The 24,979-nt window shown below is 68.2% G+C and carries 27 protein-coding genes and 1 tRNA gene; 8 read left to right on the forward strand and 20 right to left on the reverse strand.

Annotated features, from left to right (window positions below):
* Positions 1-6: 6 nt before the first annotated feature.
* The 9 genes from miaB to ST3T6A_RS0103235 all read right to left on the reverse strand — a co-directional run bounded on the left by miaB (position 7) and on the right by ST3T6A_RS0103235 (position 6,352).
* Entirely contained in the window at positions 7-1,371 is a 1,365-nt protein-coding gene (gene miaB, locus ST3T6A_RS0103195; protein ID WP_026359382.1) for a tRNA (N6-isopentenyl adenosine(37)-C2)-methylthiotransferase MiaB, read from the reverse strand.
* 9 nt (positions 1,372-1,380) lie between these two features.
* Positions 1,381-2,121 carry a lysophospholipid acyltransferase family protein gene (locus ST3T6A_RS0103200; protein WP_019831448.1) on the reverse strand — a complete coding sequence of 247 codons (741 nt, stop codon included), beginning with the start codon at positions 2,119-2,121 and terminating at the stop codon, positions 1,381-1,383.
* A gap of 31 nt (positions 2,122-2,152) precedes the next feature.
* The gene (locus tag ST3T6A_RS0103205) at positions 2,153-2,572 is read right to left on the reverse strand and encodes a Fur family transcriptional regulator (protein WP_019831449.1); all 420 of its coding nucleotides are present in this window, start codon (positions 2,570-2,572) and stop codon (positions 2,153-2,155) included.
* A 71-nt stretch (positions 2,573-2,643) separates the two neighbouring features.
* Positions 2,644-3,060 (reverse strand): MucR family transcriptional regulator, encoded by a 417-nt coding sequence (locus ST3T6A_RS0103210; RefSeq protein WP_019831450.1) that lies wholly within the window; start codon positions 3,058-3,060, stop codon positions 2,644-2,646.
* Positions 3,061-3,161: 101 nt separating this feature from the next.
* Positions 3,162-3,662, reverse strand: coding sequence for a GNAT family N-acetyltransferase (locus ST3T6A_RS0103215; RefSeq protein WP_019831451.1), 501 nt, complete (start codon positions 3,660-3,662; stop codon positions 3,162-3,164).
* The gene (gene tsaB / locus ST3T6A_RS0103220) at positions 3,659-4,285 is read right to left on the reverse strand and encodes a tRNA (adenosine(37)-N6)-threonylcarbamoyltransferase complex dimerization subunit type 1 TsaB (protein ID WP_019831452.1); all 627 of its coding nucleotides are present in this window, start codon (positions 4,283-4,285) and stop codon (positions 3,659-3,661) included. Before tsaB ends, ST3T6A_RS0103215 begins: the two co-directional genes overlap by 4 nt.
* Before the next feature lie 3 nt (positions 4,286-4,288).
* Positions 4,289-4,879, reverse strand: a complete 591-nt coding sequence (locus ST3T6A_RS0103225; RefSeq protein ID WP_019831453.1) for a malonic semialdehyde reductase — start codon at positions 4,877-4,879, stop codon at positions 4,289-4,291.
* Between the two features lie 34 nt (positions 4,880-4,913).
* Entirely contained in the window at positions 4,914-5,486 is a 573-nt protein-coding gene (locus ST3T6A_RS0103230; protein ID WP_019831454.1) for a NifU family protein, read from the reverse strand.
* A 47-nt stretch (positions 5,487-5,533) separates the two neighbouring features.
* Entirely contained in the window at positions 5,534-6,352 is an 819-nt protein-coding gene (locus ST3T6A_RS0103235; RefSeq protein WP_019831455.1) for an aspartyl/asparaginyl beta-hydroxylase domain-containing protein, read from the reverse strand.
* Between the two features lie 293 nt (positions 6,353-6,645).
* On the opposite strand from ST3T6A_RS0103235, the gene ST3T6A_RS19185 reads away from it, so the two are divergent.
* On the forward strand, positions 6,646-8,208 hold the full coding sequence (locus tag ST3T6A_RS19185; protein WP_019831456.1) for a DEAD/DEAH box helicase: 1,563 nt from the start codon (positions 6,646-6,648) through the stop codon (positions 8,206-8,208).
* A gap of 78 nt (positions 8,209-8,286) precedes the next feature.
* Here the strand turns inward: ST3T6A_RS19185 and ST3T6A_RS0103245 are convergent, their stop codons facing one another.
* The 7 genes from ST3T6A_RS0103245 to ST3T6A_RS0103275 form a co-directional block, all read right to left on the reverse strand.
* Positions 8,287-8,928, reverse strand: a complete 642-nt coding sequence (locus ST3T6A_RS0103245) for a DedA family protein (RefSeq protein WP_019831457.1) — start codon at positions 8,926-8,928, stop codon at positions 8,287-8,289.
* Positions 8,929-8,987: 59 nt separating this feature from the next.
* Positions 8,988-9,872, reverse strand: coding sequence for a DMT family transporter (locus tag ST3T6A_RS0103250; RefSeq protein WP_019831458.1), 885 nt, complete (start codon positions 9,870-9,872; stop codon positions 8,988-8,990).
* A 71-nt stretch (positions 9,873-9,943) separates the two neighbouring features.
* A complete protein-coding gene (locus tag ST3T6A_RS0103255; protein WP_019831459.1) occupies positions 9,944-10,477 on the reverse strand; it encodes a TlpA family protein disulfide reductase in 534 nt (177 codons plus the stop codon).
* Positions 10,478-10,519: 42 nt separating this feature from the next.
* On the reverse strand, positions 10,520-11,824 hold the full coding sequence (gene hslU / locus ST3T6A_RS0103260; RefSeq protein WP_019831460.1) for an ATP-dependent protease ATPase subunit HslU: 1,305 nt from the start codon (positions 11,822-11,824) through the stop codon (positions 10,520-10,522).
* 120 nt (positions 11,825-11,944) lie between these two features.
* A complete protein-coding gene (gene hslV, locus ST3T6A_RS0103265; protein WP_019831461.1) occupies positions 11,945-12,499 on the reverse strand; it encodes an ATP-dependent protease subunit HslV in 555 nt (184 codons plus the stop codon).
* Between the two features lie 291 nt (positions 12,500-12,790).
* Complete coding sequence (locus ST3T6A_RS0103270) at positions 12,791-13,462, reverse strand: RlmE family RNA methyltransferase (RefSeq protein ID WP_026359383.1); 672 nt, start codon at positions 13,460-13,462, stop codon at positions 12,791-12,793.
* 19 nt (positions 13,463-13,481) lie between these two features.
* A complete protein-coding gene (locus ST3T6A_RS0103275) occupies positions 13,482-14,531 on the reverse strand; it encodes a Ppx/GppA phosphatase family protein (protein ID WP_019831463.1) in 1,050 nt (349 codons plus the stop codon).
* Between the two features lie 153 nt (positions 14,532-14,684).
* Between ST3T6A_RS0103275 and ST3T6A_RS0103280 the strand changes: the two genes are divergently transcribed.
* Positions 14,685-14,758: transfer RNA gene (locus ST3T6A_RS0103280), tRNA-Gln, on the forward strand.
* A gap of 226 nt (positions 14,759-14,984) precedes the next feature.
* Entirely contained in the window at positions 14,985-15,698 is a 714-nt protein-coding gene (locus ST3T6A_RS0103285; protein ID WP_019831464.1) for an EI24 domain-containing protein, read from the forward strand.
* A 9-nt stretch (positions 15,699-15,707) separates the two neighbouring features.
* Here ST3T6A_RS0103285 and ST3T6A_RS0103290 read toward each other — a convergent pair whose 3' ends face one another.
* From ST3T6A_RS0103290 to ST3T6A_RS0103300, 3 genes are all read right to left on the reverse strand, one after another.
* Positions 15,708-16,427, reverse strand: a complete 720-nt coding sequence (locus ST3T6A_RS0103290) for a hypothetical protein (RefSeq protein ID WP_019831465.1) — start codon at positions 16,425-16,427, stop codon at positions 15,708-15,710.
* Positions 16,427-17,629 (reverse strand): toxic anion resistance protein, encoded by a 1,203-nt coding sequence (locus ST3T6A_RS0103295; protein ID WP_019831466.1) that lies wholly within the window; start codon positions 17,627-17,629, stop codon positions 16,427-16,429. The genes ST3T6A_RS0103290 and ST3T6A_RS0103295 overlap by 1 nt, the downstream gene beginning before the upstream one ends.
* Positions 17,630-17,714: 85 nt before the next feature.
* Complete coding sequence (locus tag ST3T6A_RS0103300; protein ID WP_019831467.1) at positions 17,715-19,274, reverse strand: alkaline phosphatase D family protein; 1,560 nt, start codon at positions 19,272-19,274, stop codon at positions 17,715-17,717.
* Positions 19,275-19,428: 154 nt separating this feature from the next.
* Between ST3T6A_RS0103300 and ST3T6A_RS0103305 the strand changes: the two genes are divergently transcribed.
* From ST3T6A_RS0103305 to typA, 5 genes are all read left to right on the forward strand, one after another.
* Positions 19,429-20,829, forward strand: coding sequence for a cytochrome ubiquinol oxidase subunit I (locus tag ST3T6A_RS0103305; RefSeq protein ID WP_019831468.1), 1,401 nt, complete (start codon positions 19,429-19,431; stop codon positions 20,827-20,829).
* The gene (gene cydB, locus ST3T6A_RS0103310) at positions 20,826-21,836 is read left to right on the forward strand and encodes a cytochrome d ubiquinol oxidase subunit II (protein WP_019831469.1); all 1,011 of its coding nucleotides are present in this window, start codon (positions 20,826-20,828) and stop codon (positions 21,834-21,836) included. Before ST3T6A_RS0103305 ends, cydB begins: the two co-directional genes overlap by 4 nt.
* A 1-nt stretch (position 21,837) precedes the next feature.
* Positions 21,838-21,939 carry a DUF2474 family protein gene (locus ST3T6A_RS21050; RefSeq protein WP_019831470.1) on the forward strand — a complete coding sequence of 34 codons (102 nt, stop codon included), beginning with the start codon at positions 21,838-21,840 and terminating at the stop codon, positions 21,937-21,939.
* Complete coding sequence (locus ST3T6A_RS0103320; RefSeq protein WP_019831471.1) at positions 21,936-22,571, forward strand: LysE family translocator; 636 nt, start codon at positions 21,936-21,938, stop codon at positions 22,569-22,571. Before ST3T6A_RS21050 ends, ST3T6A_RS0103320 begins: the two co-directional genes overlap by 4 nt.
* Before the next feature lie 73 nt (positions 22,572-22,644).
* Positions 22,645-24,462, forward strand: coding sequence for a translational GTPase TypA (typA, locus tag ST3T6A_RS0103325; protein WP_019831472.1), 1,818 nt, complete (start codon positions 22,645-22,647; stop codon positions 24,460-24,462).
* 117 nt (positions 24,463-24,579) lie between these two features.
* Here the strand turns inward: typA and ST3T6A_RS0103330 are convergent, their stop codons facing one another.
* Positions 24,580-24,978: an EVE domain-containing protein gene (locus ST3T6A_RS0103330; protein WP_019831473.1), complete on the reverse strand. Its 399-nt coding sequence runs from the start codon at positions 24,976-24,978 to the stop codon at positions 24,580-24,582.
* Position 24,979 lies beyond the last annotated feature (1 nt).

Consider the following 24,979-nt stretch of genomic DNA (forward strand, 5'->3'; position numbering starts at 1 on the left):
ATGCGCTCAGGCGTCGGCGCGGACCAGCTCGACGCCGCCGAGGCTGTTCGGCCCGGCGGCGGTGATCTCGACCTCCACCATGTCCCCGATCTTCGCCTCGGTCTGGAGATGGACCGACTGGAGCCAGGGCGACTTGCCCAGCATCTGGCCGGGGAGCTTGCCGGCGCGCTCGATCAGCACGCGGGTACGCTTGCCGACGGTCGCCTCGTTGAAGGCGTGCTGCTGGCGGTTGAGGAGCGCCTGAAGCCGCTGGAGGCGCTCGTCCATGACCTCGGCGGCGATCTGGTCGGTCATCGTCGCGGCGGGGGTGCCGGGGCGGGGGCTGTATTTGAAGCTGAACGCCTGCGCGTGGTTCACTTGCTCCACCAGTGCGAGGGTGGCGGCGAAGTCCTCCTCGGTCTCGCCGGGGAAGCCGACGATGAAGTCGCCCGACAGCGCGATGTCCGGCCGCGCCTGACGCACGCGCTCGATGATGCGCAGATAGCGGTCGACCGTGTGGCTGCGGTTCATCGCCTTCAGGATGCGGTCCGAGCCGGCCTGCACGGGGAGATGGAGAAAGGGCATCAGCTTCCCGACGTCGGCGTGCGCGTCGATCAGGCCCTGCGCCATGTCGTTCGGGTGGCTGGTGGTGTAGCGGATGCGCTCCAGCCCCGGCAGACGGTCGAGCACGCGGATCAGGCCGTCGAGGCCTTGCATCGCCCCCTTGTCGTCCTCGCCGGTCCACGCGTTGACGTTCTGGCCGAGCAGGGTGATCTCGCGCGCGCCGGCGTCGATCAGCGCTTTGGCCTCGTCGACCACATCGCCCCACGGGCGCGACACCTCGGCGCCGCGCGTGTAGGGCACGACGCAATAGGTGCAGAACTTGTCGCAGCCTTCCTGCACGGTGAGGAAGGCGGTCGACCCGACCTTGCGCCGCGCCGGCAGCGCGCCGAACTTGCTGGCGGCGGGCATGTCGGTGTCGAGCGCGTTCTTCCCCGCCGCCGCATCGGCGACGAGCTGGGGCAGGTTGTGATAGGCCTGCGGGCCGACCACGATGTCCACAGCCTTGGCGCGGTGCGGGATCTCCGCGCCTTCCGCCTGCGCGACGCAGCCGGCGACGGCGATCAGCGGCTTGGCGCGGCCATCCTCATGCGCGCCCTTCACGATGCGGCCGATGTCCGAATAGACCTTCTCGGCCGCCTTCTCGCGGATGTGGCAGGTGTTGAGCACGACCAGATCGGCCGCCTCGCCCTCGGCCGCCGCGCGCATGCCCTGCGCACCCAGCAGCTCGGCCATGCGCTCGCCGTCATAGACGTTCATCTGGCAGCCGAAGGATTTGACCGAATAGGTCTGGGGCGTGGGGCGTGGAGTCGAGGTTTGGGGGGAGGACATGGCGCGCGCCTATACAGGTTGTGCGTCGTCCTCGCAAAGTGCCTGCCGGATCGCCTCGCGTGCGGCGTGGGTGAGCGCCTTGCGGTCGGGGAGTGCCACAGGGTCGATCGGATCGAGGAAGTGCAGCGTCACGCGCCTGCGCCCCGGCAGCCCGAGCAACCGCATCGCCTCCGCCCCGACCGAGAGGTCGCCCTCCCACGCCACCAGCGGCGCATCCTCGTAGTCGATCGCGAGCGGCTGGAGCCGCATCCCCGGCTGCGGCGGCAGCAGTGCCTCCATCAGCGAGGCGCGGAAGGGGCCGACATGATGGCCATGGCCGGTGCCGCCTTCGGGGAAGAGCGTGACGGGCAGCCCCTCGGCCAGCGCCGAACGGACACGATCCGCCTGCTCATGCACCCGCCCGCGCTCGGTGCGCGCGACATGGACGGTGGCGTGCAGGCTCGCCAGCCAGCCGATCAGCGGCCATTGGCGCACTTCGTCCTTGGCGACGAAGCGGCTGTTGGTCGCCCCGCCGATGAGGAGGATGTCGAGCCAGCTCAGATGGTTGGCGACATAGAGCACGTCGCGGGAGAGCGGCCGTCCCGCGACCCGCACCTCGGCGCCCGCGATCCATGCGGCGGTTCCCAGAAACCGGCGCGGCCATGGCGAAGGGAGGCGCGCCAGCCGCCACAGCCCATGCAGCGGCAGGCAGGCGAGCATCAGCAGCGCCACCGACGCGATCCGCCGCCATGCCCGGAGCTTCGCGGACATGGCGCCGGCGCGCGGCGGCTGGCCGGCCCGCTCAGTCCTTGCGGCTGAGGGGGACGCCGTAAAGTTCCATGCGATGATCGACGAGGCGGAAGCCGAGCCGTTCGGCGATGCGCTGCTGGAGCGCCTCCACTTCCTCGTCGACGAATTCGATGACGCGGCCGGTCTCGACATCGATCAGGTGATCGTGATGCGTCTCGGGCGCGGCTTCGTAGCGCGAGCGGCCGTCGCCGAAATCGTGGCGCTCCAGGATGCCGGCCTCTTCGAACAGGCGGACGGTGCGGTAGACGGTCGCGATCGAGATACCGGGATCGATCGCGGAGGAGCGGGCATGCACTTCCTCGACGTCGGGATGGTCCTCGGCTTCGGACAGGACGCGGGCGATGACTCGCCGCTGCTCCGTGATCCGCAGGCCCTTTTCGGCGCAGAGCGCCTCAAGATCGATCTTACGCATGGGCCGAATGTAGGGATTTCGATCGTCGACGGGAAGCGCGAACGGTTCGCATTTCCCGCCGGGCCGATCGATCAGCGCGACTTGCGGCGGCGCGTGCCGAGGCCGATCTTCTTGGCGAGGCTGCGGCGCTGCTCGGCATAGTTGGGGGCGACCATCGGATAGTCGGCCGGAAGGTTCCACTTGGCGCGATACTGTTCCGGGGTCATCTGATAGTGCGTCATCAGGTGGCGCTTCAGCATCTTGAGCTTCTTGCCGTCTTCGAGGCACACGATGTAGTCGGGCTTCACCGAAGAACGGATCGAAACCGCCGGCTCCTGCTTCACTTCCGGCTCGGGCGTGCCGAGGCCGAGCTGGGTGAGCGCGCCATGGACGTTCTGGATCAGGCCGGGGACATCCGCGACAGCGACGCTGTTGTTGCTGACATGGGCCGAGACGATGTCGGCGGTGAGCGTGATGAGCGTTTCGGTCATGTCAATGACGTCGGACATACTGATTACCTCGTACTATAGGGGCGCTGCACACTGGCCCCCTGGGGGTAGGCTGGAAATCCTCTGTCCGATGTTGGGACAGTGTGCAAGTGTATTTGTGATCAACTTGCGTTTATTGTCTCCACGTCGAGCGGACATGACAAAGTGATTGCGTCGAAGATGCGTCCGTCCTTGCCCCGGTAGTAGCGACTGCGGCGGCCGATTTCGATGAAGCCGGCGGCACTATAGAGGAAATAGGCAGGATTGCCTTCGCGCATCTCCAGATGGAGGCGCGTCGCGCCCCGGATACGGGCGCCTTCCGCCACGGCATCCAGCATCAGCCGCCCCACGCCGGCGCGGCGTTCGGCCGGCGCGACGGCGAGCAGCAGCAGCTCCGCCTCGTCCAGCACCATGCGGGCGAGCGCGAAGCCGGCGGCGCGCCCGTCGACCCGCGCGAGCAGCAGCCAGACGCCGCTCAGGCCCAGGATCCCGGCGCATTGCCCGCGCGTCCACGCCTCACCGAAGCAGGGATCGAAAGCGGCGTGCATCGTCGCCATCACCTCGTCGAGGTCGGCCGGGCCACCGGCGACCACTTCGGGGAGGGAGGCGCGAGCGGTGCTCATGCCGCCTTGGGCTTGGCGTCCGGCGGCCGGCCGTAGATCGGCTGCGGCGGGAGCGAGCGGAAGGCCTCGGGCAGGCGCGCGGCGTCGGCCGCTTCGGGCAGGATGTCGAGCGCCTCGCCGGTGCCGCGCGCAGCGACCAGCGCCTCCGCGCCCGATCCGGCGACCACCACGTCCGGCGCGAACGCCGCCGCCTCGGCCGGGGGCAACGACACCAGATCGCCCGTCGCCGCGAAGGGCCGCGCGGCGAAGCGCTGGACGAACAGCTCGCCATGGCCACCGGTGAGCGCCACGGCGCAATGCTCCAGCTCCGGCCTGTCCGCGAAGCAGCGCACCGCGACCAGCGCCATCGACGAGCAGCCGGCGACGGGGGCGGACCAGCCCATGCCCATGCCGATCGCCGCCGCGAGGCCGACGCGCACGCCCGTGAAGCTGCCCGGCCCGCAATCGACCAGCACTGCCGACGGCGTGACCCCATCGGCGCCCGCCAGCAGCGTCTCGACCATCGGCACGATCCGCTCGGCATGGCCGCGGCCGACCAGCTCGCGCATCGCATGGACGACTTCACCGCCCTCGATCAACGCTGCCGAGCAGGCCGCCGTCGCCGTGTCGATCGCAAGCAGCATCGGTCAGGCGATCCGGGTCGCCTCTTCGAAGCCGAGCCGCGGACTGCGGCCGAACAGCGTCGAAGGATCGCCATACCCCAGCGTGCAGATGAAGTTGGACTTGATCGCGGTGCCCGCGAAGAAGGCCTCATCCACCGCCGCATTGTTGAAGCCGGACATCGGCCCGGTATCGAGGCCGAGCGCGCGCGCCGCGATGATGAAATAGGCGCCCTGAAGCGTCGAGTTGCGGAAGGCCGAGGTCTCGATCAGCGGCTGGTTGCCCGCGAACCACGAACGCGCGTCGGTGTGCGGGAAGAGCGTCGGCAGCTTCTCGTAGAACTCGTAATCCATGCCGATGATCGCGGTGACCGGCGCCTTCAGGATCTTGGGCGCATTGCCTTCGGAGGCGAGGCCGGCAAGCTTTGCCTTGGCCTCGTCCGACACGCACCAGACGATCCGCGCGGGCGACTGGTTGGCGGACGTCGGCCCCATCTTCGTCAGATCCCAGATCGCGCGGAGCGTGTCCTCGCTCACGGGCCGATCGGTATAGCCGTTGTAGGTGCGGGCTTCGCGGAAGATGAGATCAAGGCCGGCGTCGTCGAGGGTCTTGGTCATGTAAGCTCCCGATACGGAACGAGGGTTGGGAAGATCAGATCGCACGAACGTCGGTGACTTCGGGGACGTAATGCTTGAGCAGCTGCTCGATGCCCTGCTTCAGCGTCGCCGTGGAGGAGGGGCAGCCCGAGCAGGCGCCATGCATCGCCAGATAGACGGTGCCCTTGGAGAAGCCGCGATAGACGATGTCGCCGCCGTCGCGCGCCACCGCCGGGCGGACGCGGGTGTCGATGAGGTCCTTGATCTGGTCGATGATGTCGGCGTCGGCGGGGTCTTCGCCGAACTCCTGATCGTCGGCCGCCACCTCGATGCCGTTGCCGCCCATGCGGAACAGCGGCGCGCCGCCCGCGAAATGGTCGAGCAGCACGCCCAGCACCTGCGGCTTGAGATCGCGCCAGTCGCTGCCCGGCGCGGCCGTGACGGAGATGAAGTCCCGCCCGTAGAATACGCCCTCGACATCGCCGAGCGCAAACAGCGCCTCGGCGAGCGGCGAGGCCTCGGCCTCCTCCGGCGTCGCGAAATCGCGGGTGCCGGCATCCATCACAGTGCGGCCGGCGAGGAACTTCAGCGTCGACGGATTGGGCGTCGTTTCGGTTTCTATCAACATGGCCCTCAATTGGTACGTCCCGGCCGGCTGTGCAAGGCTTGCGCGTCTCAATTGGCGGCTTGTTCCACCCGCTTCATGCTTTCTTCCCACAACGCGATATTGTCGACCGCCTCCTTGACGAAGGGCGAGCGGCGGATGCCGGCCAGGAAGGCGGAGGCGAGCGCGCGTCCCGGCTGGCGCAGCGGCCGCGCGAACTGGACGAGAAGGACGATCCGCGTGCCGCCGGTGTCGTTCCACACCTCATGCGGCCATGTGTCGTCGAACAGCAGCGTCTCGCCCTCGGCCCAGCCGACCGTCCGCCCGTCGACCTGCATCCGAAGCGGCCCCGGCGGCACGACGAGGCCGAGATGGCAGGTCATCAACCCCTTGGTGACGCCGCGATGCCGGGGAATGTGCGTGCCGGGCCTCAGGATCGAGAAGAAGCCGCTGTTGAGGCCGGGGATGCGATCGAGCACGGCCATCGTCTTCGGGCAGCGGGCGATGTTCGGCTCGATCCGCGCGCCATAACCGACGAGGAAGAAGGATCGCCAGCTTTCGGTCGGCGCGATGCGGGCATGGTCCGGCGAGATGCGGCTGAGTGCAGGGACGACGTCCGGATTGCGTGCCACCGCCATCGCCTCGTCGCGGATCTCGCGCCAGTGCGTGCGCAGCATGGCCGTCCAGGGGAAATCGGCGGCGTCCAGCACCGGGCCGTTGGAGACGAGGGAGGATTTTTCGACCACCCGGTCGACGGTGCGGCGGAGCTTCTTTCCGATGCGCAGGATCAGCGGGCGGCGGGGCAGGGGATTGGCGCGCTGTGCGGCCGGTTTGCGTTCGATCGGGGCCTTCGTCTCGCTCGCCTTGGCCCACGGAAGTCCAACGTCCATGTCTGGCTCCAGTCGTTCTCCCCCGACCTGCCCGACTCAACGCCCCAAGTGGCAAAAGGCTACTGAAAACCGGGTCATGTTGCAATTGCGAGCGGATTGGCCCATATGCGCGCCAGCGTCAGCGGCCGAAACGACCGCTGGATCGTCGCTGCGTGATTCGATCGCTCCCCACGGGCGATCCGAGCGCACGGTCCCTCGATGACGCTTTGCCTGAAGGCTACCCTTTTCACGCGGGTCGTCATCGAACCCGCCGCCGCGTGTTCGCATGATGCGAGCCCGCGCCGTGCCTTTGCATGGAAGATATCCATTTGACCCAATTCTCCGACCTCGGGCTTGCCGCGCCGATCCAGCAGGCGCTCGCCTCCGAAGGCTATGTGACGCCGACGCCGATCCAGGCGCAGGCCATCCCGCCGCTGCTCGAAGGCCGCGACCTGCTCGGCATCGCGCAGACCGGAACCGGCAAGACCGCGGCCTTCTCGCTGCCGTCGCTGCACCATCTCTCGGCCTCGCAGAAGCCGCGCAAGCCGCACCATGTCCGCATGCTCGTCCTCTCGCCGACGCGCGAGCTGGCCAGTCAGATCGCGGACTCGATGCGCGCCTACGGCAAGAACCTGAAGCTCAGCGTCGCGACCGTGTTCGGCGGCGTGCCGATCAACCGCCAGATCCGCCAGCTCTCGACCGGCATCGACATCCTCGTCGCCACCCCCGGCCGCCTGCTCGACCTGATCGACCAGCGCGCGCTGTCGCTCCAGAGCGTCGAGATCTTCGTGCTCGACGAGGCCGACCAGATGCTCGACCTCGGCTTCATCCATTCGCTGAAGCGCATCGTGCCGCTGCTGCCGAAGAAGCGCCAGTCGCTGTTCTTCTCGGCCACCATGCCCAAGACGATCGGCGAGCTGGCCGACAGGTTCCTGACTGATCCGGTGAAGGTGGCCGTCGCCCCCGTCTCGACCACCGCCGAGCGCGTCGACCAGTATCTCACTTATGTGAACCAGCCCGAGAAGCAGGCGCTGCTCACCATGAAGCTGCGCGAGTTCGAGATCGGCCGCGCGCTCGTGTTCAGCCGCACCAAGCATGGCGCGGACCGCATCGTGCGCCACCTGAGCGCCGCCGGCCTCGCCTCGGGCGCGATCCACGGCAACAAGAGCCAGCCGCAGCGCGAGCGCACGCTGGCGGACTTCCGCTCGGGCAAGGTGCCGATCCTCGTCGCGACCGACATCGCCGCGCGCGGCATCGACGTCGACGGCGTGACCCACGTCTTCAACTTCGACATCCCGGACGTGCCGGAGCAGTATGTCCACCGCATCGGCCGCACCGCGCGTGCAGGTGCGACCGGCATGGCCCTGGCCTTCGTCTCGCCGGACGAGCGCGGCAACATGCGCGACATCACCAAGCTCACCCGCGTCCACCCGACCGAGCTGCCGCTGCCGGAGAATTTCGTCGTCGAGCAGAAGCGCCTGCCGCTGCCGGCGATGGCCAGCCGGGACGATCGCGAGAGGGATGCGCTCGGCGCGCGGGGCCGCAACGATGGTCGCGGTGGTGGCCGTGGCCGTCCGCAGCATGGTCAGGTCCATCGCGGCGGCACCAACCGCGAAACCTCGCGCGATGCCTCGCCGCGCGGCTCGATGACCCATCCGCAGGGCGGCCGCGGCCATTCGGGCCAGTCGCGTCCGGGCGGCTGGAGCCCCGTCGACGGTCAGGCCGATCGCGCCGAGCGCGCCCCGCGTCCGCAGGGTGAGCGGATGGCCGCGCGCGGCGATCGTCCGGGTGGCGGCAATGGCGGCGGCGGTCGTCCCTTCCGGGGCGGCGGCAATCGCGGTGGCCAGCCGGGCGGCGGCGCGCGCCGTCAGGGCTGATCCGGCCCCACCGGCTCAAACGGAAAGGGCCTCTCCCGGCGGAGAGGCCCTTTTCTTTTTCCGGCTTTCCGGGCGGGATCAGTTGCAGGCGCGGCCGTTGCGCAGCGCGCGCACCCGATGCCAGACATAGAGGGCGCCGAGGGCGAGGATCGCCACCACCACCACGGCGTCGAGCTTATGGAACACCTCGCCCAGCCGGGGATCGGTGCGCCAGGCGACGCCCAGCCGGTCGCCCACCAGCGCCAGCGCGAAGCACCACGGCCATGAGCCCACGAAGGTGTAGATATGGAACCGCACCTGGTTCATCCGCGCCATGCCGGCGGGGAAGGCGATGAAGCTGCGGATCACCGGCAGCAACCGTCCGATCAGCACCGCGAGGCTGCCGAAGCGGGCGAAGAAGCGCTCGGCCTTGTCCAGCTCGTCGGCGCCGATCAGCACCCACTTGCCCCAGCGCAGGATGAAGGCGCGCCCGCCATATTGCCCTGCGAAATAGGCCGGGATCGAGCCGAGGTTGCACCCGATCGCCCCCGCCGTCGCTACCGCGAGCAGATCGAAGCGGCCGGTCGACACGAGATAGCCCGAGAAGGGCATGATGATCTCGGAAGGGAGCGGGATGCAGGCGCTCTCGATCCCCATCAGCAGGACGATGCCGGCATAGCCCATGGCGGAGATGACGGAGATGATCCACGTCGCGACGTGGCCGAGAAGCGTGTGCAGCATGGGCCCGAGCCTTGGGCGAGCGCGACGGTCTTGTCTAGGCCATGCCGCGCGTGTGTCGCTCAGGCGGGCTCGGGCGGCGGCGCGGCACTGCGCGAGCGGGCGAGCAGCACGCCGCCCAGCGCGAGCGGGAAGCCCGCGAGCTGGATCGGGCCGAGCTTCTCCCCGAAGATGGCCCACGCCTCGACGGCGGCCAGCGCGGGGACGAGCAGCAGCAGGCTGCTCACCCGCGTCGCACCCTGATGACGGAGCATCCACGACAGCAGCGACAGCGCCGCCGCCGAGAGGAGCAGCACCGACCAGGCGAGCCCCATCCACAGCGTCGGCGAATTGTCCCACCGGCCATGCCCGAGCAGCAGCGCCGCGACGATGGCGACGAGCGTGCCGGTGGCGTTCTGCACGGCGCCCGCGCTGCGGATCGGATCGGCGGCGAGATGGGCGTGCTGGATCATCGTCGCGCCCGCCATGGCGAGGATAGACAGAATCGCCACCCCCGCGGCGGCCGGCGATAACGCGCCGCTGCCATGCTGGAGGGCGGGCATCAGCACCATTGCCATGCCCGCCACGCCGACGCCGAGCCCCATCCAGCCGCGTCCATGCAGCCGCTCGCCATGGATCAGGAAGGAGAGGAAGGCCACGATCAGCGGCTGGAGCGCGCCCAGCAGCGACATGATGCCCGCCGGCATATTATGCTGCACCGCCCACCAGCTTCCGGTCAGGTAGAAGCCCGGCAGCATCGATCCGGCGAGGATGTGGAGCAGCAGCTTGCGTCCGCGCGGCCAGCTCTCCTTCGAGGCGAGCGCGATGCCCGCGAACAGCAACGCCACCAGCCCCATGCGCACCACGAGAAAAAGCTGCGGATCGGCATGGGGCACCACCGCCCGCGCGGCGATGAAGCCGGTGGACCAGATCAGGACGAAGAGGGCGGGTGCTGCGGCTGCGAACATGGCGCCGCTCCTGGAGGAGGGGAGGGCCGGTGTCGAGCGGATTGGACTTGGGGCGCCGACAGCCCCGCTTGTCAGGGCGCCGCGCTGGCGGACGGCGTGCCGGCGGCGGGAATGGGCTCGGCGAGCAGCGGCCCGATCACCTGATCCAGCGTCGCGGCATCGAAGGCACCGGCCTCGGCCCAGCGGATCACGCCGTGGCGATCGATCACGATGTTGGTCGGCACCCCGCCGAGCGGGGCGAGGCCGCGCCCTTCGATCCGGTGGACGAGCGGGAAGGAGAGCGCGCCGGCCAGCGGTTTCAGATAGGATTCCGCCACCGAATCCTGGGTTGCCACCGCGAAGATGCGGAGGCCCTCCTGCGCGTGGCGGCGGCTATAGAGGTCCAGCGCGGGCAGCTCCTGCCGGCAGGGGGCGCACCATGTCGCCCAGAAATTGAGGACGACCACCTGGCCCCGGAGCTGATCCGAGGCGATCTTCGTCTTGTCGAAGGTGGTGAGCGTATAAGCCGGCGCCGGCTGGCCGGGCTTGACCCGCGCCGCGGCCACGGGGGCGGCGAACAACAGGCCTATGGCCGCAACGGCGGCCGCGCAACGCGACATGGTCATGCTTCGCATCCCCGTCGCGCCGGCGGCCGCATCATCACGCCGTTACAGGATGTAGCGGCTGAGATCGGTGTTCTTCGCGACGCCCGAAAGCTGCGCCTCGACATAGGCTGCGTCAACGGTGAGCGTCTCGCCCTTGCGGTCCTCGGCGTCGAAACTGACCTCTTCGAGCAGCTTCTCCATCACGGTCTGGAGGCGGCGGGCGCCGATATTCTCGACCGTCTCGTTCACCTGCGCCGCGATGCGCGCGATCGCGCGGATGCCCTCGTCGGTGAAGCCGATGGTGACGCCCTCGGTGCCGATCAGGCCGACATATTGCTGCGTCAGGCTGGCGCGCGTGTCGGTGAGGATCGAGACGAAATCCTCCTCGGTCAGCGCCTTCAGCTCGACGCGGATCGGTAGGCGGCCCTGAAGCTCGGGGAGCAGATCGGCGGGCTTGGCGACATGGAAGGCGCCTGATGCGATGAAGAGGACATGATCCGTCTTCATCGGGCCGTACTTCGTGGCGACGGTCGTGCCCTCGATCAGCGGCAGCAGGTCGCGCTGCACGCCTTCGCGGGAGACGGAGCCGCCGCGCACGTCGGAGACGGCGATCTTGTCGATCTCGTCGAGGAAGACGATGCCGTTGGCCTCGGCATCCGCGAGCGCGGCGCGGTTGAGATCGTCGCTGTCGAGCCGCTTGTCGCTCTCCTCCTCGACCAGCTTGGCCCAGGCGGCGCCGACCGCGAGCTTGCGGCGCTTGACCGGCTTGTTGCCGCCGAACGCCTTGCCCATCATGTCACTCAAGTTGATCATGCCGACCTGCCCGCCCATGCCGGGAATCTCGAACGGCGTCTGGGGCGTGTCCTCGACCTCGATCTCGATTTCCTTGTCGTCGAGCTGGCCGTCCTGGAAGCGCTGCTGGAAGGCCATGCGGGTCGCCTCCGACGCATCCTTGCCGACGAGCGCGTCGAGCAGGCGGCCGAGCGCGGCTTCCTCGGCCTTGTCCTTGACGGCGGTGCGGCGGCGCTCACGCTCCAGACGGATCGCTTCCTCGACGAGATCGCGCGCGATCTGCTCGACGTCGCGGCCGACATAGCCGACCTCGGTGAACTTGGTGGCTTCCACCTTCACGAACGGCGCGTCGGCGAGCTTGGCGAGGCGGCGGCTGATCTCGGTCTTGCCGCAGCCGGTGGGGCCGATCATCAGGATGTTCTTGGGGCTGACTTCATCGCGCAGGTCGGCACCGAGGCGCTGGCGGCGCCAACGATTCCGCAGCGCCACGGCGACGGCGCGCTTGGCGTCGGTCTGGCCGATGATGTGCTCGTCCAGCGCGCGGACGATGGCTTTCGGGGTGAGGGCGTCGTTCATGTCAGTCCTTTTCCGCTCCCTGAGAAGGGAGGGGCCGGGGGTGGGTCGGTCTGGGGTGGGGGCTGCGGCATCGGCTGCGAACCCACCCCAACCCCTCCCTTTCAGGGAGGGGCTTTCAGCTCAGTTCGCGGAATCCAGCGTTTCGATCGTCAGGCGATCGTTGGTGAAGACGCAGACCTCGGCGGCGATCGCCATCGCCTTGCGGCAGATGGTCTCGGCGTCGGGCTCGTAATCGACCAGCGCGCGCGCGGCGGAGAGGGCGTAATTGCCGCCCGAGCCGATCGACGCGATGCCATGCTCGGGCTCCAGCACGTCGCCATTGCCGGTGAGGATGAGGGTCACGTCCTTGTCCGCGACGATCATCAGCGCTTCGAGGTTGCGCAGATATTTGTCGGTCCGCCAGTCCTTGGCGAGCTCGACCGCGGCGCGCATGAGCTGGCCGGAGTGGCGCTCCAGCTTGGCCTCCAGCCGCTCGAACAAGGTGAAGGCGTCGGCGGTGGCGCCCGCGAAGCCGCCGATCACGCTGCCGTCATGCAGACGGCGCACCTTGCGCGCATTGGGCTTCATCACGGTGTTGCCCATGGAGACCTGGCCGTCGCCGGCGATCACCACCTTGCCGCCCCGTCGCACCGAGAGAATCGTGGTGCCGTGCCAGCCGATCTTGTCTTCGCTCATGAAAGTCCCGCTACTCATGTTACGGGCGGGATATTGGGGGGCGGCGCAGGGAGCGCAACTCCTGTGTTGCTCGCTTCGTCCGTATCGTTCCCTTGCCCCGTCATCCCGGACTTGATCCGGGATCCCGCTTCTTCTTCGAGGTGGAGCAAGGCAGCTGGACCCCGGATCAAGTCCGGGGTGACGAAGAAGCGGATCCAGAGCGGCAGACGTCGCGCTCGCGGCTTTGGACCCTGGCGCTCGCCGGGGTGACGGGAAGGCCGACGGGACGGGGCCGGGGCATCGGAGGAGGCCTCAGTCCTCGGCGCGGCCCTTGAAGCCCTGCGCGATGACGTACCACTCGGACGATTCCTTGCGGCTCGCCGGCGGCTTGGCGTGCTTCACGCTAGTGAAGTTGCGCTTGAGTTCGGCGACGAGGCCGCTGTCCGCCCCGCCGGCCAGCACCTTCGCCACATAGGTGCCGCCCTTCTTCAGCACCTCGGTTGCGAACAGGCCGCCGGCCTCGACCAGCGCCATGGTGCGCAGGTGATCGGTCTGCTGGTGGCCGACGGTGTTCGCCGCCATGTCGGAGAGGACGAGGTCCGCCGGGCCGCCGAGCGCGTCCGCCAGCAGGCCCGGCGCGGCATCGTCCATGAAGTCCATCTGGAAGATGGTGACGTCCTCGATCGGGTCGACGGGCAGGAGGTCGATCCCGGCCACCTTCGCCTTGGGGCATTTCTTGCGCACCACCTGCGTCCAGCCGCCGGGCGCGATGCCGAGATCGACCACCCGCTGCGCGCCGCGCAGGAAGCCGAAGCGCTCGTCGAGCTCGATCAGCTTGTAGGCCGCGCGGCTGCGATAGCCCTCGGACTTGGCCATGCGGACATAGGGATCGTTCAACTGGCGCTCCAGCCAGCGAACGGAGGCATTGGTGCGGCCCTTGGCGGTCTTGACCCTCTGGCGGCCGCCCGGGCCGGTGCGTCGTATCGTCATGGCGCGCGCCCTATCACGCGCGGAGGTCGCGCGCGATCAGAGACCGCAGGATGCCCTCGCGAATGCCGCGATCCGCCACGCCGAGGCGGGCCGCCGGCCAGATGTCCATGATCGCCTCCAGGATCGCGCAGCCCGCCACCACCAGATCGGCGCGCTCATTGCCGATGCACGGCACGCGCGACCGTTCGGCGACGGTCATCCGCGAGAGCCGCGTGCCGATGTCCCGCATCGCATCGACCGGCACGACCAGCCCGTCCACCGCGCGGCGGTCATAGGCGGGCAGGCCGAGATGCAGGCTGGCGAGCGTCGTCACCGTGCCGGACGTGCCGAGCAGGCGCGGCGGTGCCTCGGGCCGGGGCAGAGTGGCGGCGAAATCGGCGAAGGCGCCGGCGACGCGGGCCTTCATTCGCTGATAGGCGGCGAGCGCCTGCGCTGAATCGTCGGACCGGCTGCCGCCCTCCGCCTCGGTGAGCGACACCACACCCCACGGCGCCGAGAACCAGTCCATGATCCGGCAGCCCTCGGGCGTCGTCTCGACCAGCACCAGCTCGGTCGATCCGCCGCCGATGTCGAAGATCAGCGCCGGCCCTTCGCCCTGCGGCAACAGCGCCTGACAGCCGAGCACGGCCAGCCGCGCCTCCTCGCCGGGGTTGATGACATCGAGGCGGATGCCCGTCTCGGCATGGACGCGCTGCACGAAGTCGCGCCCGTTGGCCGCCTGACGGCAGGCCTCGGTCGCGACCGAGCGGACCAGCGTGACATGACGGCGCTTCAGCTTGTCCGCGCAGATCGTGAGAGCCGCGATGGCGCGCTCGATCGCCGCGTCGGACAGCCGTCCGCTCGTCGCGAGCCCTTCGCCCAGGCGGACGATTCGGGAAAAGGCATCGATGATGACGAACCCCTCGGGCGAGGGCCTCGCGATCAGAAGCCTGCAATTGTTCGTGCCCAGATCGAGCGCGGCATAGGTGCGCCGCTCGATCTCCCGCCGGGGCGGGGGCTTTCGGCCCTGCGTGCCGGGTGCTCCCCCGGCTCGCGGCCTGACGGTGGCGGCTTCTTGCGCCATCGGCCGCATCCTTCAATGTCAACGTCTCGGCGGACCATCCCGCCGCTGCTTGAGAAGGAAGGTATAGTCGCTTTGTCCTCCCCGCAAGGTCGACACGGAAAAGGGCCGTTGACAGGCCGGTGAGGGGATTCTAGATGGCGCGCCTGCCGTCGGTGCCCCGTCGTCTAAAGGTAAGACTACGGACTCTGACTCCGTCAATTGAGGTTCGAATCCTCACGGGGCATCCAGCGGCTTTCTCCCTGACAGAAATGGTTTTTCGAGACAGCGGTGTGAGCCGCTGACGCACTTGTTGTGCGTTGCGCCGATCCTTCGTGCACCGGTTCGCGCGTGCGCAACGGCCGCGCGCCGTTTCCGGGTGCCGGAATGCTTGCGGAGCATCGCCGCGATCGATTCGGCGGGCCGTGGATTCGGGAAGATCGGAACCAGCCCGGGCTCCCGTCCGTAGGAGGCGTCATGGTGCTTCGTGCCTTCCTGCTGGCGATCGGGGATCTGAGCGATCGGAGGGTGCTGGCCATTCTCGGCCGGTCGCTGCTGATCACGCTGCTCATCTTCGTCGGCATCGGCGTGGTGCTGGGCTTCACGCTGGACGGCGCGGACCCGTGTGCGCTCTGGTCCGACGACAGCTGCCCGCTGGGGCCTTCGGCGAGCGGGTTCGGGGCCTTCCTGCTGACGGCGATCGGCCTGTGGTTCCTGTTCCCGGCGATCGCGATCGGCGTGATCTCCGCCTATATGGACCGTATCGTCGCGGCCGTGGAGGCGCGGCATTATCCGGCGGCGCTGGCCTCGGCGCGGCCGCTCGGCTGGGCGGGCGGGGCGCTGCTCGGGCTCCGGTCGTCGCTGCGGGTGCTCCTCTACAATTTGATCGCGCTGCCCTTCTACATCCTGCTGCTCGTTACTGGCGTGGGGACGGTGCTGCTGTTCGTCGCGGTGAACGGCGTGGCCTTCGGGCGCGACCTCGGCGAGATGGTCGCGGCGCGGCATCTCGACCGGCCGGGGAGGCGGCTATGGTTGCGCGAGACACGGGTCGACCGGATGCTGATGGGCGCGGTCACGACGGGCGTGTTCGTACTGCCGGTGGTGAACCTGCTGGCGCCCGTGCTGGGGGCGGCGATGGCGACGCACCTGCTCCAGCTCACGCGCCGCGCCGAGGCCCGGCCCGTCGCCTGAGGAGAGGGCTCAGCCCTCGCCCATCTCCCCATCGCCCTTGTACTTGATCTCAAGAAAGCGGTTCTGTGTGGCGAGCGCCTTCAAGTCGCCGTCTGCGAGCCGTGCGTTCATGCGCGCGATCTCCTCGCCGATCGTGCCGAGCCCGTCGGCGAGCTGCTTGTCGGGCGAGGGGCCGCCGTTCATCGGCTGGCGGCGCAGAGACGGCGGCACGCGCTGATAGCCGCGCACCAGCTCGGGCAGCTCGTCGCCGATCAGCCGGCGCGCCTCGATCGCCTCGGGCAGGCGGGGATCGAGCGCGGCGAGCTGCGGCCCGATCGCCTCCAGGCTGAGCGCGAGCGCATCCAGCTGGCGCTGGGCCGGCGCAGGAAGGGCGGGGCGCTGCTTCTCCAGCCATTCCTCGGTCTGCGCGGGGAGCTGGGCCAGATCGCTGGTGGCGAGGCGCTCCGGCGTCGGCTCGGGCGAGCGCGACCACATCAGGATCGCCGCCCACGCCAGCACCATCGCGAGGATGACCGCCAGCAGGCCGTTGATCCCGATCGGGCCGATGACAAGGCCCGCCGCCAGCGCCGCCCCGAGGATGACGATGGAGGCCAGCACCAGCCGCCTGGCGATGCGCCGGAAGGCCGCCTGCCGCCGCTCGCGCCGCCTCCGGGCCGCGGCGCGGCCCTCAGGCGAGATGCGGCGGAGGAATTCCGCGGCGTGCTCGATGATGTCGTCGGAGGTGCCCATCACTCGATCCGGAACGGCTCCTCTCGCGACGCGGAGGCCTGCGCCTGCGCGGCGCCCTCGGCCCGCGCGATATAGCCGCGCGACTTCTCCACCTCGTCGGTCAGCACGTTGACCGTCGTCTTCATATTGTCGAGCGCCTGGAGCTTGAACGTGTCGATGGCATCCATCGTCTGATAGATGTTCTGGAAGGCGCGCTTCAGCGTGTCGATCGGGATGGTGGACGCCGCCGCCTGCTGGTGGATCTTGCCGGTCTGCGTGCGGAGCAGCTCGCCGGTCGAATCGATCATGTTCGCGGTCGTGGTGTTGAGCGCGGTGATCTGGTCGAGCACGAGCTTCTGGTTGGTGAGCGCCTGCGCCACCGTCACCGCCGTGCGCAGCGCTGCGACGGTGGTGGTGGATGCGCGATCGACGCCCTTCACCAGCTCGACATTGTTCTTCTTGACCAGATCGAGCGCCAGATAGCCTTGCACCGTCACCGCCATCTGCGTCAGCAGATCCTGCGTGCGCTGGCGGACGTAGAAGAGCGCGCTCTCGCGGATCGCCTTGGCCTTGGCGGGATCGGTGGCGTCGAGGTCGAGCGCCTTCTGCTCCAGCCCGGCGTCCAATGCCTTGGCGACGTGGATCATCTGCTCCAGCCGGCCCATCGACGCCCACAGCCCCTGCCGCTCGACGTCGATCGCGGCATTGTCCTTGAGCAGCTCGTCCTTGCCGCCTGCGAGGCGGGCGAGGATCGTCGAGATATGGCTCTGCGCGGATTTATAGCCGTCGAAATAATCGCGCAGCTTGTTGCCGAAGGGGAGCACCCCGAACAGCTTCTTGGGCGCCAGCAGATTGCCGCGCGTCGAGGGATCGAGATCCTCGATCGTGCGGCGGAGCGCGGCCAGATCGGTGCCGACATTGCTGTCCTTGTCCATCGCCTTGGTGGGGCGATCGAGGAAGCGGTTGGAATGGCCGGCGGCCTCGGCGATCTCGCGCCGGCCCATGTTGGTGATCTGGTCGACCTTCTTGCCGAATTCGGGCGAGTTGCTGTCGGCGGCGACCAGTTCGGCAATGAAGCCGTCCACGCGCTCGTCGAGCTTGCTCTTCTGGCCGTCGTCGAGCGGCACGAGCCCGGCGGCGCGCTCGGGCGAGATGGCCGCCACGGGCGTGGGCGGCGTCAACTCGATCGGAGTGTCGGTCGCAGTCTGCGTCGTCGTCGCCATCCGGTGATCCTGCCCTCTCTGTTCACAGGGGAAGATAGGACGGCGACGCTGTTTTATTCAAGTGATACGCTGGGCCGTGCGGGCTTTACGCCTGCACCAGCCCCGGCTTGCCCGCCTGCACCGCCCAGCGCGAGGCCGTGCGGATCGGCATCCCCTTGACGCTCACCGCGTCGACCGCCCGGAAATGGCAGGTCCAGGCGTCGCGCGTGACTTCGCTCAGGGCATAGCCCCGGCGATCGCCGGTCCATTTGAGGCAGGGGTTGCGGCGCATCCACGCCTCGTTGCCGGGGCGCGTCTCATGGCCGTCGCCGCCCGAACTGATCGAGGTCGAGACGAACTCGCTCGCCACCACCTTGTCGTGGTGGATCAGGTCGTTGGCGAAATTCTGGTGCTCGTCGCCGGTGACGACGACGATGTTGCCGCCCTTGTGGCTCGCGAACTGGTCGAACAGGCGGGTGCGGGGGCCTTGGTAACCGGCCCAGCTATCCATGTTGTAGAGCGGCTGCGGCTCGTCATGCTCGCGCCGGTCGAGCGGGCAGACCATCACCTGCTGCGCCACGAGCTGCCAGCGCTGATGGCTGGAGGCGAGGCCCTCGCCGAGCCAGTGCTCCTGCTGCTGCCCCAGGATCTGCGCGTCGGCCGCGCTCACGCCGGCGCAGGCGGGCTTGTAATCGTCGCCGCAGGGCTGGTCGGTGCGATAGAGGCGGGTGTTGAGGAAATGCCCGCGCATCAAGTCGCCATAATCGGCGCGGCGGCGGAACTCGACGGCGCCGTCCGCCTGCGGGAAGGACGCCTTGCGGACCGGCATATGCTCATACCAGGCCTGCAACGCCTGACGGCGGCGGAGCAGGAACAGTGCCGGATCGGTGCCGTCCTGATCGCGGTCCGACACCCAGTTGTTGTCGACCTCATGGTCGTCATAGGTGCAGAACCACGGATGCGCGGCGCGGGCCGCCATCAGGTCGGTGTCCATCGTCTCCTGCGCATAGCGGATGCGATAGTCGCCGAGCGTATAGGGCTCGCCGCCGACATAGAGGCGCACCGGGTCGATCGGCTGATGCAGCTCGTTCGTCACCGTTCCGGGATGATATTCGTAGATATAGTCACCGTAGTGGAACACGAAATCGAGTTCCTCCTCGGCGACATGGCGATAGGCGGTGTAGTAGCCCGCCTCGAAATGCTGGCAGCCGACGGCGGCGAAGCGCACCTTGTCGACGACGGCTCCGATCGCGGGGAGGGTGCGGGCCCGGCCGGTCAGGCTCTTCTCGCCCGCGCATTTGAAGCGATACCAGTAGGGACGGCCGGGCTTCAGTCCCGCGACCTCGACATGGACCGAATGGGCCAGTTCGGGATGCGCCACCTCGCTGCCCTTGGCGACGATGGTCCTGAAGCTGTCATCCTCGGCCACCTCCCAGTCCACCGCGACGGGTTTGATCGGCATTCCTCCCCGCGGCTCCAGAGGCCGGGGAGCGAGTCGGGTCCAGATCACGAAACCGTCGGGCAGCGCATCGCCGGACGCGACGCCCAGCGTGAAGGGATAGTCCACAAATCCCAGCGTCTGGGCACGGAGGCCGGCGGGCAGGATGAAGGGGGCGGCGACGAGGCCGCCGATCACGGCGCGACGCGACGGGGTGAGGAGGGTCATGGCCGCCGACTAGCGGGTCCGCATGACGCATTTGTTGCGCCTCTTGAAGGAAAAGGGCGGAAAAATCGTGTTTCGGACGTGCAATAAACGGGGGTCTGGCCTAAGGCATGGGCAAGGTTGAGATCCGCATCAAAACGCGCCGGGGTATACCGTCATGCACGATCAGGCCGCGTTGCTGCTCGCGCGAGCGCAATTCGCTTTCACCCTGTCCTTCCACTTCATCTTTCCGAGCTTCACCATCGGGCTGGCCAGCTATCTCATGGTGCTGGAAGGGCTGTGGCTGAAGACGAAACAGGCCGTCTATCTCGACCTGTTCCGCTACTGGACCAAGATCTTCGCGATCAACTTCGCGATGGGCGTCGTGTCCGGCATCGTCATGTCCTACCAGTTCGGCACCAACTGGTCGGTCTTCTCCGATCGCGCCGGGCCGATCGTCGGGCCGCTGATGGCCTATGAGGTGCTGACCGCCTTCTTTCTCGAAGCGGGCTTCCTCGGCGTGATGATCTTCGGGATGAAGAAGGTGGGGCCGGGGCTCCATTATTTCGCCACCTGCGCGGTAGCGCTGGGCACCTGCATCTCGGCCTTCTGGATCATCTCGGCCAATAGCTGGATGCAGACGCCGCAGGGCTGGACGCTCAATTCCGCCCACCAGTTCGTGCCGGCGGGAAGCTGGTGGCCGGTGATCTTCACGCCGAGCTTCCCCTATCGCCTGATCCACACGCTGATCGCCTCCTATCTCACCACTGCGCTGGTGGTGGGGGCGGTCGGCGCATGGCACCTGATCCGCGGCCACGCGACGCCGCAGGTGCGCAAGATGTTCTCGATGGCGATGTGGATGGCGGCGCTGGTGGCGCCGGTGCAGATCCTCGTCGGCGACCAGCATGGCCTCAACACGCTGGAGCATCAGCCCGCCAAGGTGCTGGCGATGGAGGGCGATTACCGCCCGAGCCCGGACGGCGCGCCGCTGATCCTGTTCGGCCTGCCCGACAGCCGGTCCGCCGAGGTGAAGGCGAAGGTCGAGATCCCGCACGCCGGCTCTCTGATCCTGCGCCACGATCCTCATGCGCCGCTTCAGGGGCTGACCGATTTCCCCCGCGACGAATGGCCGCCGGTGCCGATCGTCTTCTGGTCGTTCCGCATCATGGTGGGCCTTGCTTCGCTGATGCTGCTGCTCGGCCTGTCGAGCCTCGCGGCGCGGGCGCGCAAGGGGCTCTATGAGTGGGGCTGGTTGCACCGCTTCGCGCTGGTGATGGGGCCGGCGGGCTTCGTCGCCACCACGGCGGGCTGGGTCACCACCGAGGTGGGGCGCCAGCCTTACACCATCTTCCACGTCCTGCGCACGGCGGACAGCGTCTCGCCGATCGCTGCGCCGGGGGTGGGATGGTCGCTGGTGGCCTTCGCCATCGTCTATCTCACGGCCTTCTCGGCGGGCATCTGGTACATCCTGCGCCTGATGGCGAAGCCCCCCGCGACCGGCGAGCCCGACCATCCCGACCAGCCCATCCACGCTGCCGGCATCACGCCCGCGCCCGCGATCGAAGGAGGCCGCGCATGATCGAGCCCGATCCCATGCTGGCGCTGATATGGGCCGGCATCATCGCCTTTGCCATCGCGGCCTATGTCTTCATGGATGGCTTCGACCTCGGCATCGGCATTCTCTTCCCGCTGTTCAAGGTCGGCAAGGAACGCGATCAGGCGATGAACGCGATCGCCCCCGTGTGGGACGGCAACGAGACATGGCTGGTGATGGGCGGCGGCGGCCTGCTGGCGGCCTTCCCGCTGGCCTATTCGATCATCCTGCCGGCGCTCTATCCGCCGATCATCGCGATGCTGCTCGGCCTCGTCTTCCGGGGCGTCGCGTTCGAGTTCCGCTGGCGCGACCCGCGGCACCGTCCGGTGTGGGACTTCGCCTTCTTCTCCGGCTCCGCCGTGGCGGCGCTGGCGCAGGGCATCACGCTCGGCGCGCTGTTGCAGGGCATCCATGTCGAGGGTCGCGCCTATGCGGGCGGCTGGTGGGACTGGCTGACCCCCTTTTCGATGCTGACCGGCGTGAGCCTGCTGATCGGCTATGCGCTGCTCGGCGCCTGCTTCCTGCTGTGGAAGACCGAGGGGCTGGTGCACGAGGATGCCCGCAAGCTCGCGAAGATGCTGGCGCCGCTGCTCGTGCTGGCGATCGCGGCGGTGAGCGCCGCCACGCCTTTCCTGTCCGGGCAATATTACAAGCGCTGGTTCGCCTGGCCGAACGTGCTGGCGGCGGCGCAGGTGCCGCTGCTGGTCGCGATCGTGGCGGTGCTGCTGCTCTGGGCGCTCGCCAAGGGGCGCGAGCGCGCGCCCTTCTTCCTGACGGTCGCCTTGTTCCTGCTGTCGATGGCGGGGCTGGCGGTGTCGATCTTCCCCGATGTGATCCCCGGCCGCGTCTCGATCTATCAGGCCGCCGCACCCGGCGTGAGCCAGGGTTTCATGCTGGTCGGCGCGGTTGTTCTCATCCCCGTCATCCTTGCCTATACGAGCTGGGCCTACTGGGTCTTCCGGGGCAAGGTGGGCGAGGGGGGCTATCACTGAGATGTGGGCGCGCCGCCTCGGCTGGTTCGTGGGGCTGTGGGCGCTGAGCGTGGCGACGCTCGGCCTCGTCGCGCTGATATTGGAAGTCTGGATCAAGGGATGAGCTGGGATCGCTGGTGGCTGTTCGTGGTGACGGTGTTCCTCATTTCGGGAACGCCGGGGCCGAACATGCTCCATGTCATGACGCGTTCGGTGCGCTACGGCTTCGGCCGCTCGGTGTGGGCGATGGCGGGCTGCATGACCGCCGTGCTGATCGCGCTCGCCGCCTCGGCCGCGGGCGTTGGCGCGCTGCTGCTGGCTTCGCCGCGATTGTTCGACGTGCTGCGCTATGCGGGGGCTGCCTATCTCGCATGGCTCGGCATCAAGGCGTGGCGCGGGGCGGGGAAGGGCGCGGCGGGGATGGACCCGGACGTGCCCGTGACACCCGGCGTCTCGACCTTCGCGCTCTATCGGGATGCGCTGTTCACCGGGCTCTCCAACCCGAAGCTGATCCTCTTCGCCGCAGCCCTCTTCCCGCAGTTCATCTCGCAGAAGTCCGGCTGGGCGCCGCAGTTCGCGATCCTCGTCGCGACGTTCGTGGCGATCGAGACGGGCTGGTACGTCGCCTATGCGGCGGGCGGACGGCGTCTGTCGGGCTGGCTTTCGGACGGGCGGAGACAGCGGGCGTTCGACCGCGGGACCGGCGCGCTCTTCTTCATGTTCGGGGCCGGGCTGATCGCCGCGCGCACCGCCTGAGCCGCCCGCCCTTGTTGCAGCGCGCCATTTCCGCTATGGGCGCGCGCTGAAACTCCTGCAGGATCATAATCTCATGGCGCTCCGCAACGTGGCGATCATCGCCCACGTCGATCACGGCAAGACCACGCTCGTCGACCAGCTCTTCCGTCAGTCCGGCACCTTCCGTGACAACCAGCGCGTTGAAGAGCGCGCCATGGACTCGAACGACCTCGAAAAGGAGCGTGGCATCACGATCCTCGCCAAGCCCACCTCGATCGAGTGGGAAGGCACCCGCATCAACATCGTCGACACCCCCGGCCACGCCGACTTCGGCGGCGAGGTGGAGCGCATCCTCTCGATGGTCGACGGCGTGATCCTGCTCGTGGACTCGTCCGAAGGCGCGATGCCGCAGACCAAGTTCGTGACCGGCAAGGCGCTCGCCCTCGGCCTCAAGCCGATCGTCGTCGTCAACAAGATCGACCGCCCGGATTCGCGCGTGCAGGAAGTGCTCGACGAGGTGTTCGACCTCTTCGTCAGCCTCGACGCGACCGAAGAGCAGCTCGACTTCCCGGTGCTCTACGCCTCGGGCCGCAACGGCTATGCCTCGACCGACGAGAATGCCCGCGAAGGCACGCTGCGTCCGCTGTTCGAGAAGATCGTGAACCACGTGCCCGCGCCGTCGGTCGACGTCGACGCGCCCTTCACCTTCCTGGTGACGCTGCTCGATCGCGACAACTTCATGGGCCGCATCCTCACCGGTCGCATCAACTCGGGCACGGTCAAGCTCAACCAGCCGATCCATGCGCTCGACGCCGAGGGCAATGTGATCGAGGTGGGCCGCGCCTCCAAGATCATGACCTTCCACGGTCTGGACCGCGTTCCGGTCGAAGAAGCGCAGGCGGGCAACATCATCTCGCTGGCCGGCCTCACCGTCGCGACTGTGGCGAACACCATCGCCGACACCTCGGTCGACACGCCGATCGTCGCGCAGCCGATCGATCCGCCGACGCTCTCGATGCGTTTCGCGGTGAACGATTCGCCCTTCGCCGGCCGTGAAGGCTCGAAGGTCACGTCGCGCATGATCCGCGACCGCCTGTTCCGCGAGGCGGAATCGAACGTCGCCGTGAAGGTGACCGAGAGCGCCGACAGGGACTCGTTCGAGGTCGCCGGCCGTGGCGAACTCCAACTCGGCGTGCTCATCGAGACGATGCGCCGCGAGGGCTTCGAGCTCGGCATCTCGCGTCCGCGCGTGCTGTTCGGCGAGGACGAGACCGGTGGCCGGACCGAGCCGTACGAGACCGTCGTGATCGACGTGGACGAGGAATTCTCGGGCACGGTCGTCGACAAGATGAACCAGCGCAAGGCCGAGATGACCGACATGCGCCCGTCGGGTGGCGGCAAGACGCGCATCACCTTCTCGGCGCCGTCGCGCGGCCTCATCGGCTATCATGGCGAGTTCCTGTCCGACACGCGCGGCACGGGCATCATGAACCGCCTGTTCGAGAAATATGGCCCGCACAAGGGCTCGATCGAAGGCCGCAAGAACGGCGTTCTGATCTCGAACGGTTCGGGCGAAGCCAACAGCTACGCGCTGGGCCCGCTCGAAGAGCGCGGCATCCTGTTCGTCGGCCATGGCGAGGCGCTCTACGAGGGCATGATCGTCGGCCAGAACGCCAAGGATGACGACCTCGAAGTCAATCCGATGAAGGCGAAGCAGCTCACCAACTTCCGCGCTTCGGGCGGCAAGGACGACGCGATCCGCCTGACCCCGCCGAAGCGCATGACGCTGGAGCAGGCCATCGCCTACATTGACGACGATGAGCTGGTCGAAGTGACGCCGAAGACGATCCGTCTGCGCAAGCGCCACCTCGATCCGCACGAGCGCAAGCGCGCCAAGCGCTCCGCGGCGTAAGCGAAACGATACGGGCCGTCACTCACAGGAGTGGCGGCCCGAATTGTATCTGGGGTGGGGCGATCGATTGCGAGGCGATGCGCGGCTCCTAGTCCTCCCCATGCAAATGGTAGGCGTTCATTCCGCCATCTTCAGCAGCAGCGCCCACTCCGCCGGCTCGACCTTCGACACCGACAGCCGGGACTGTTTCAGCATCATCAGCTCGGCGAGCTTCGGCTCGGCCTTGATCGCCGCCAGCGTCACCGGGTGCGCCAGTGGTCGGACCGCCTTCACCGCGACGCTCGCCCATTTGCCGTCGTCGCCGTCCGGCTGCCACGCGCGCGTCACCTCCATGATGCCGACCGCCGCTTTCTCCGTGTTCGAGTGGTAGAACAGCGCCTGATCGCCGACCGCCATCTCCTTCAGGAAATTGCGCGCGGTATAGTTGCGGACCCCATTCCACTCGGTGCCGCCGTCGCGGACGAGATCGTCCCATGAATAGGCGTCGGGTTCGGAACGCAGCACCCAAAAGGCCATC

The organism is Sphingomonas sp. PR090111-T3T-6A, assembly GCF_000383095.1.
In the GTDB taxonomy this organism is placed as follows: Bacteria; Pseudomonadota; Alphaproteobacteria; order Sphingomonadales; family Sphingomonadaceae; genus Solisphingomonas.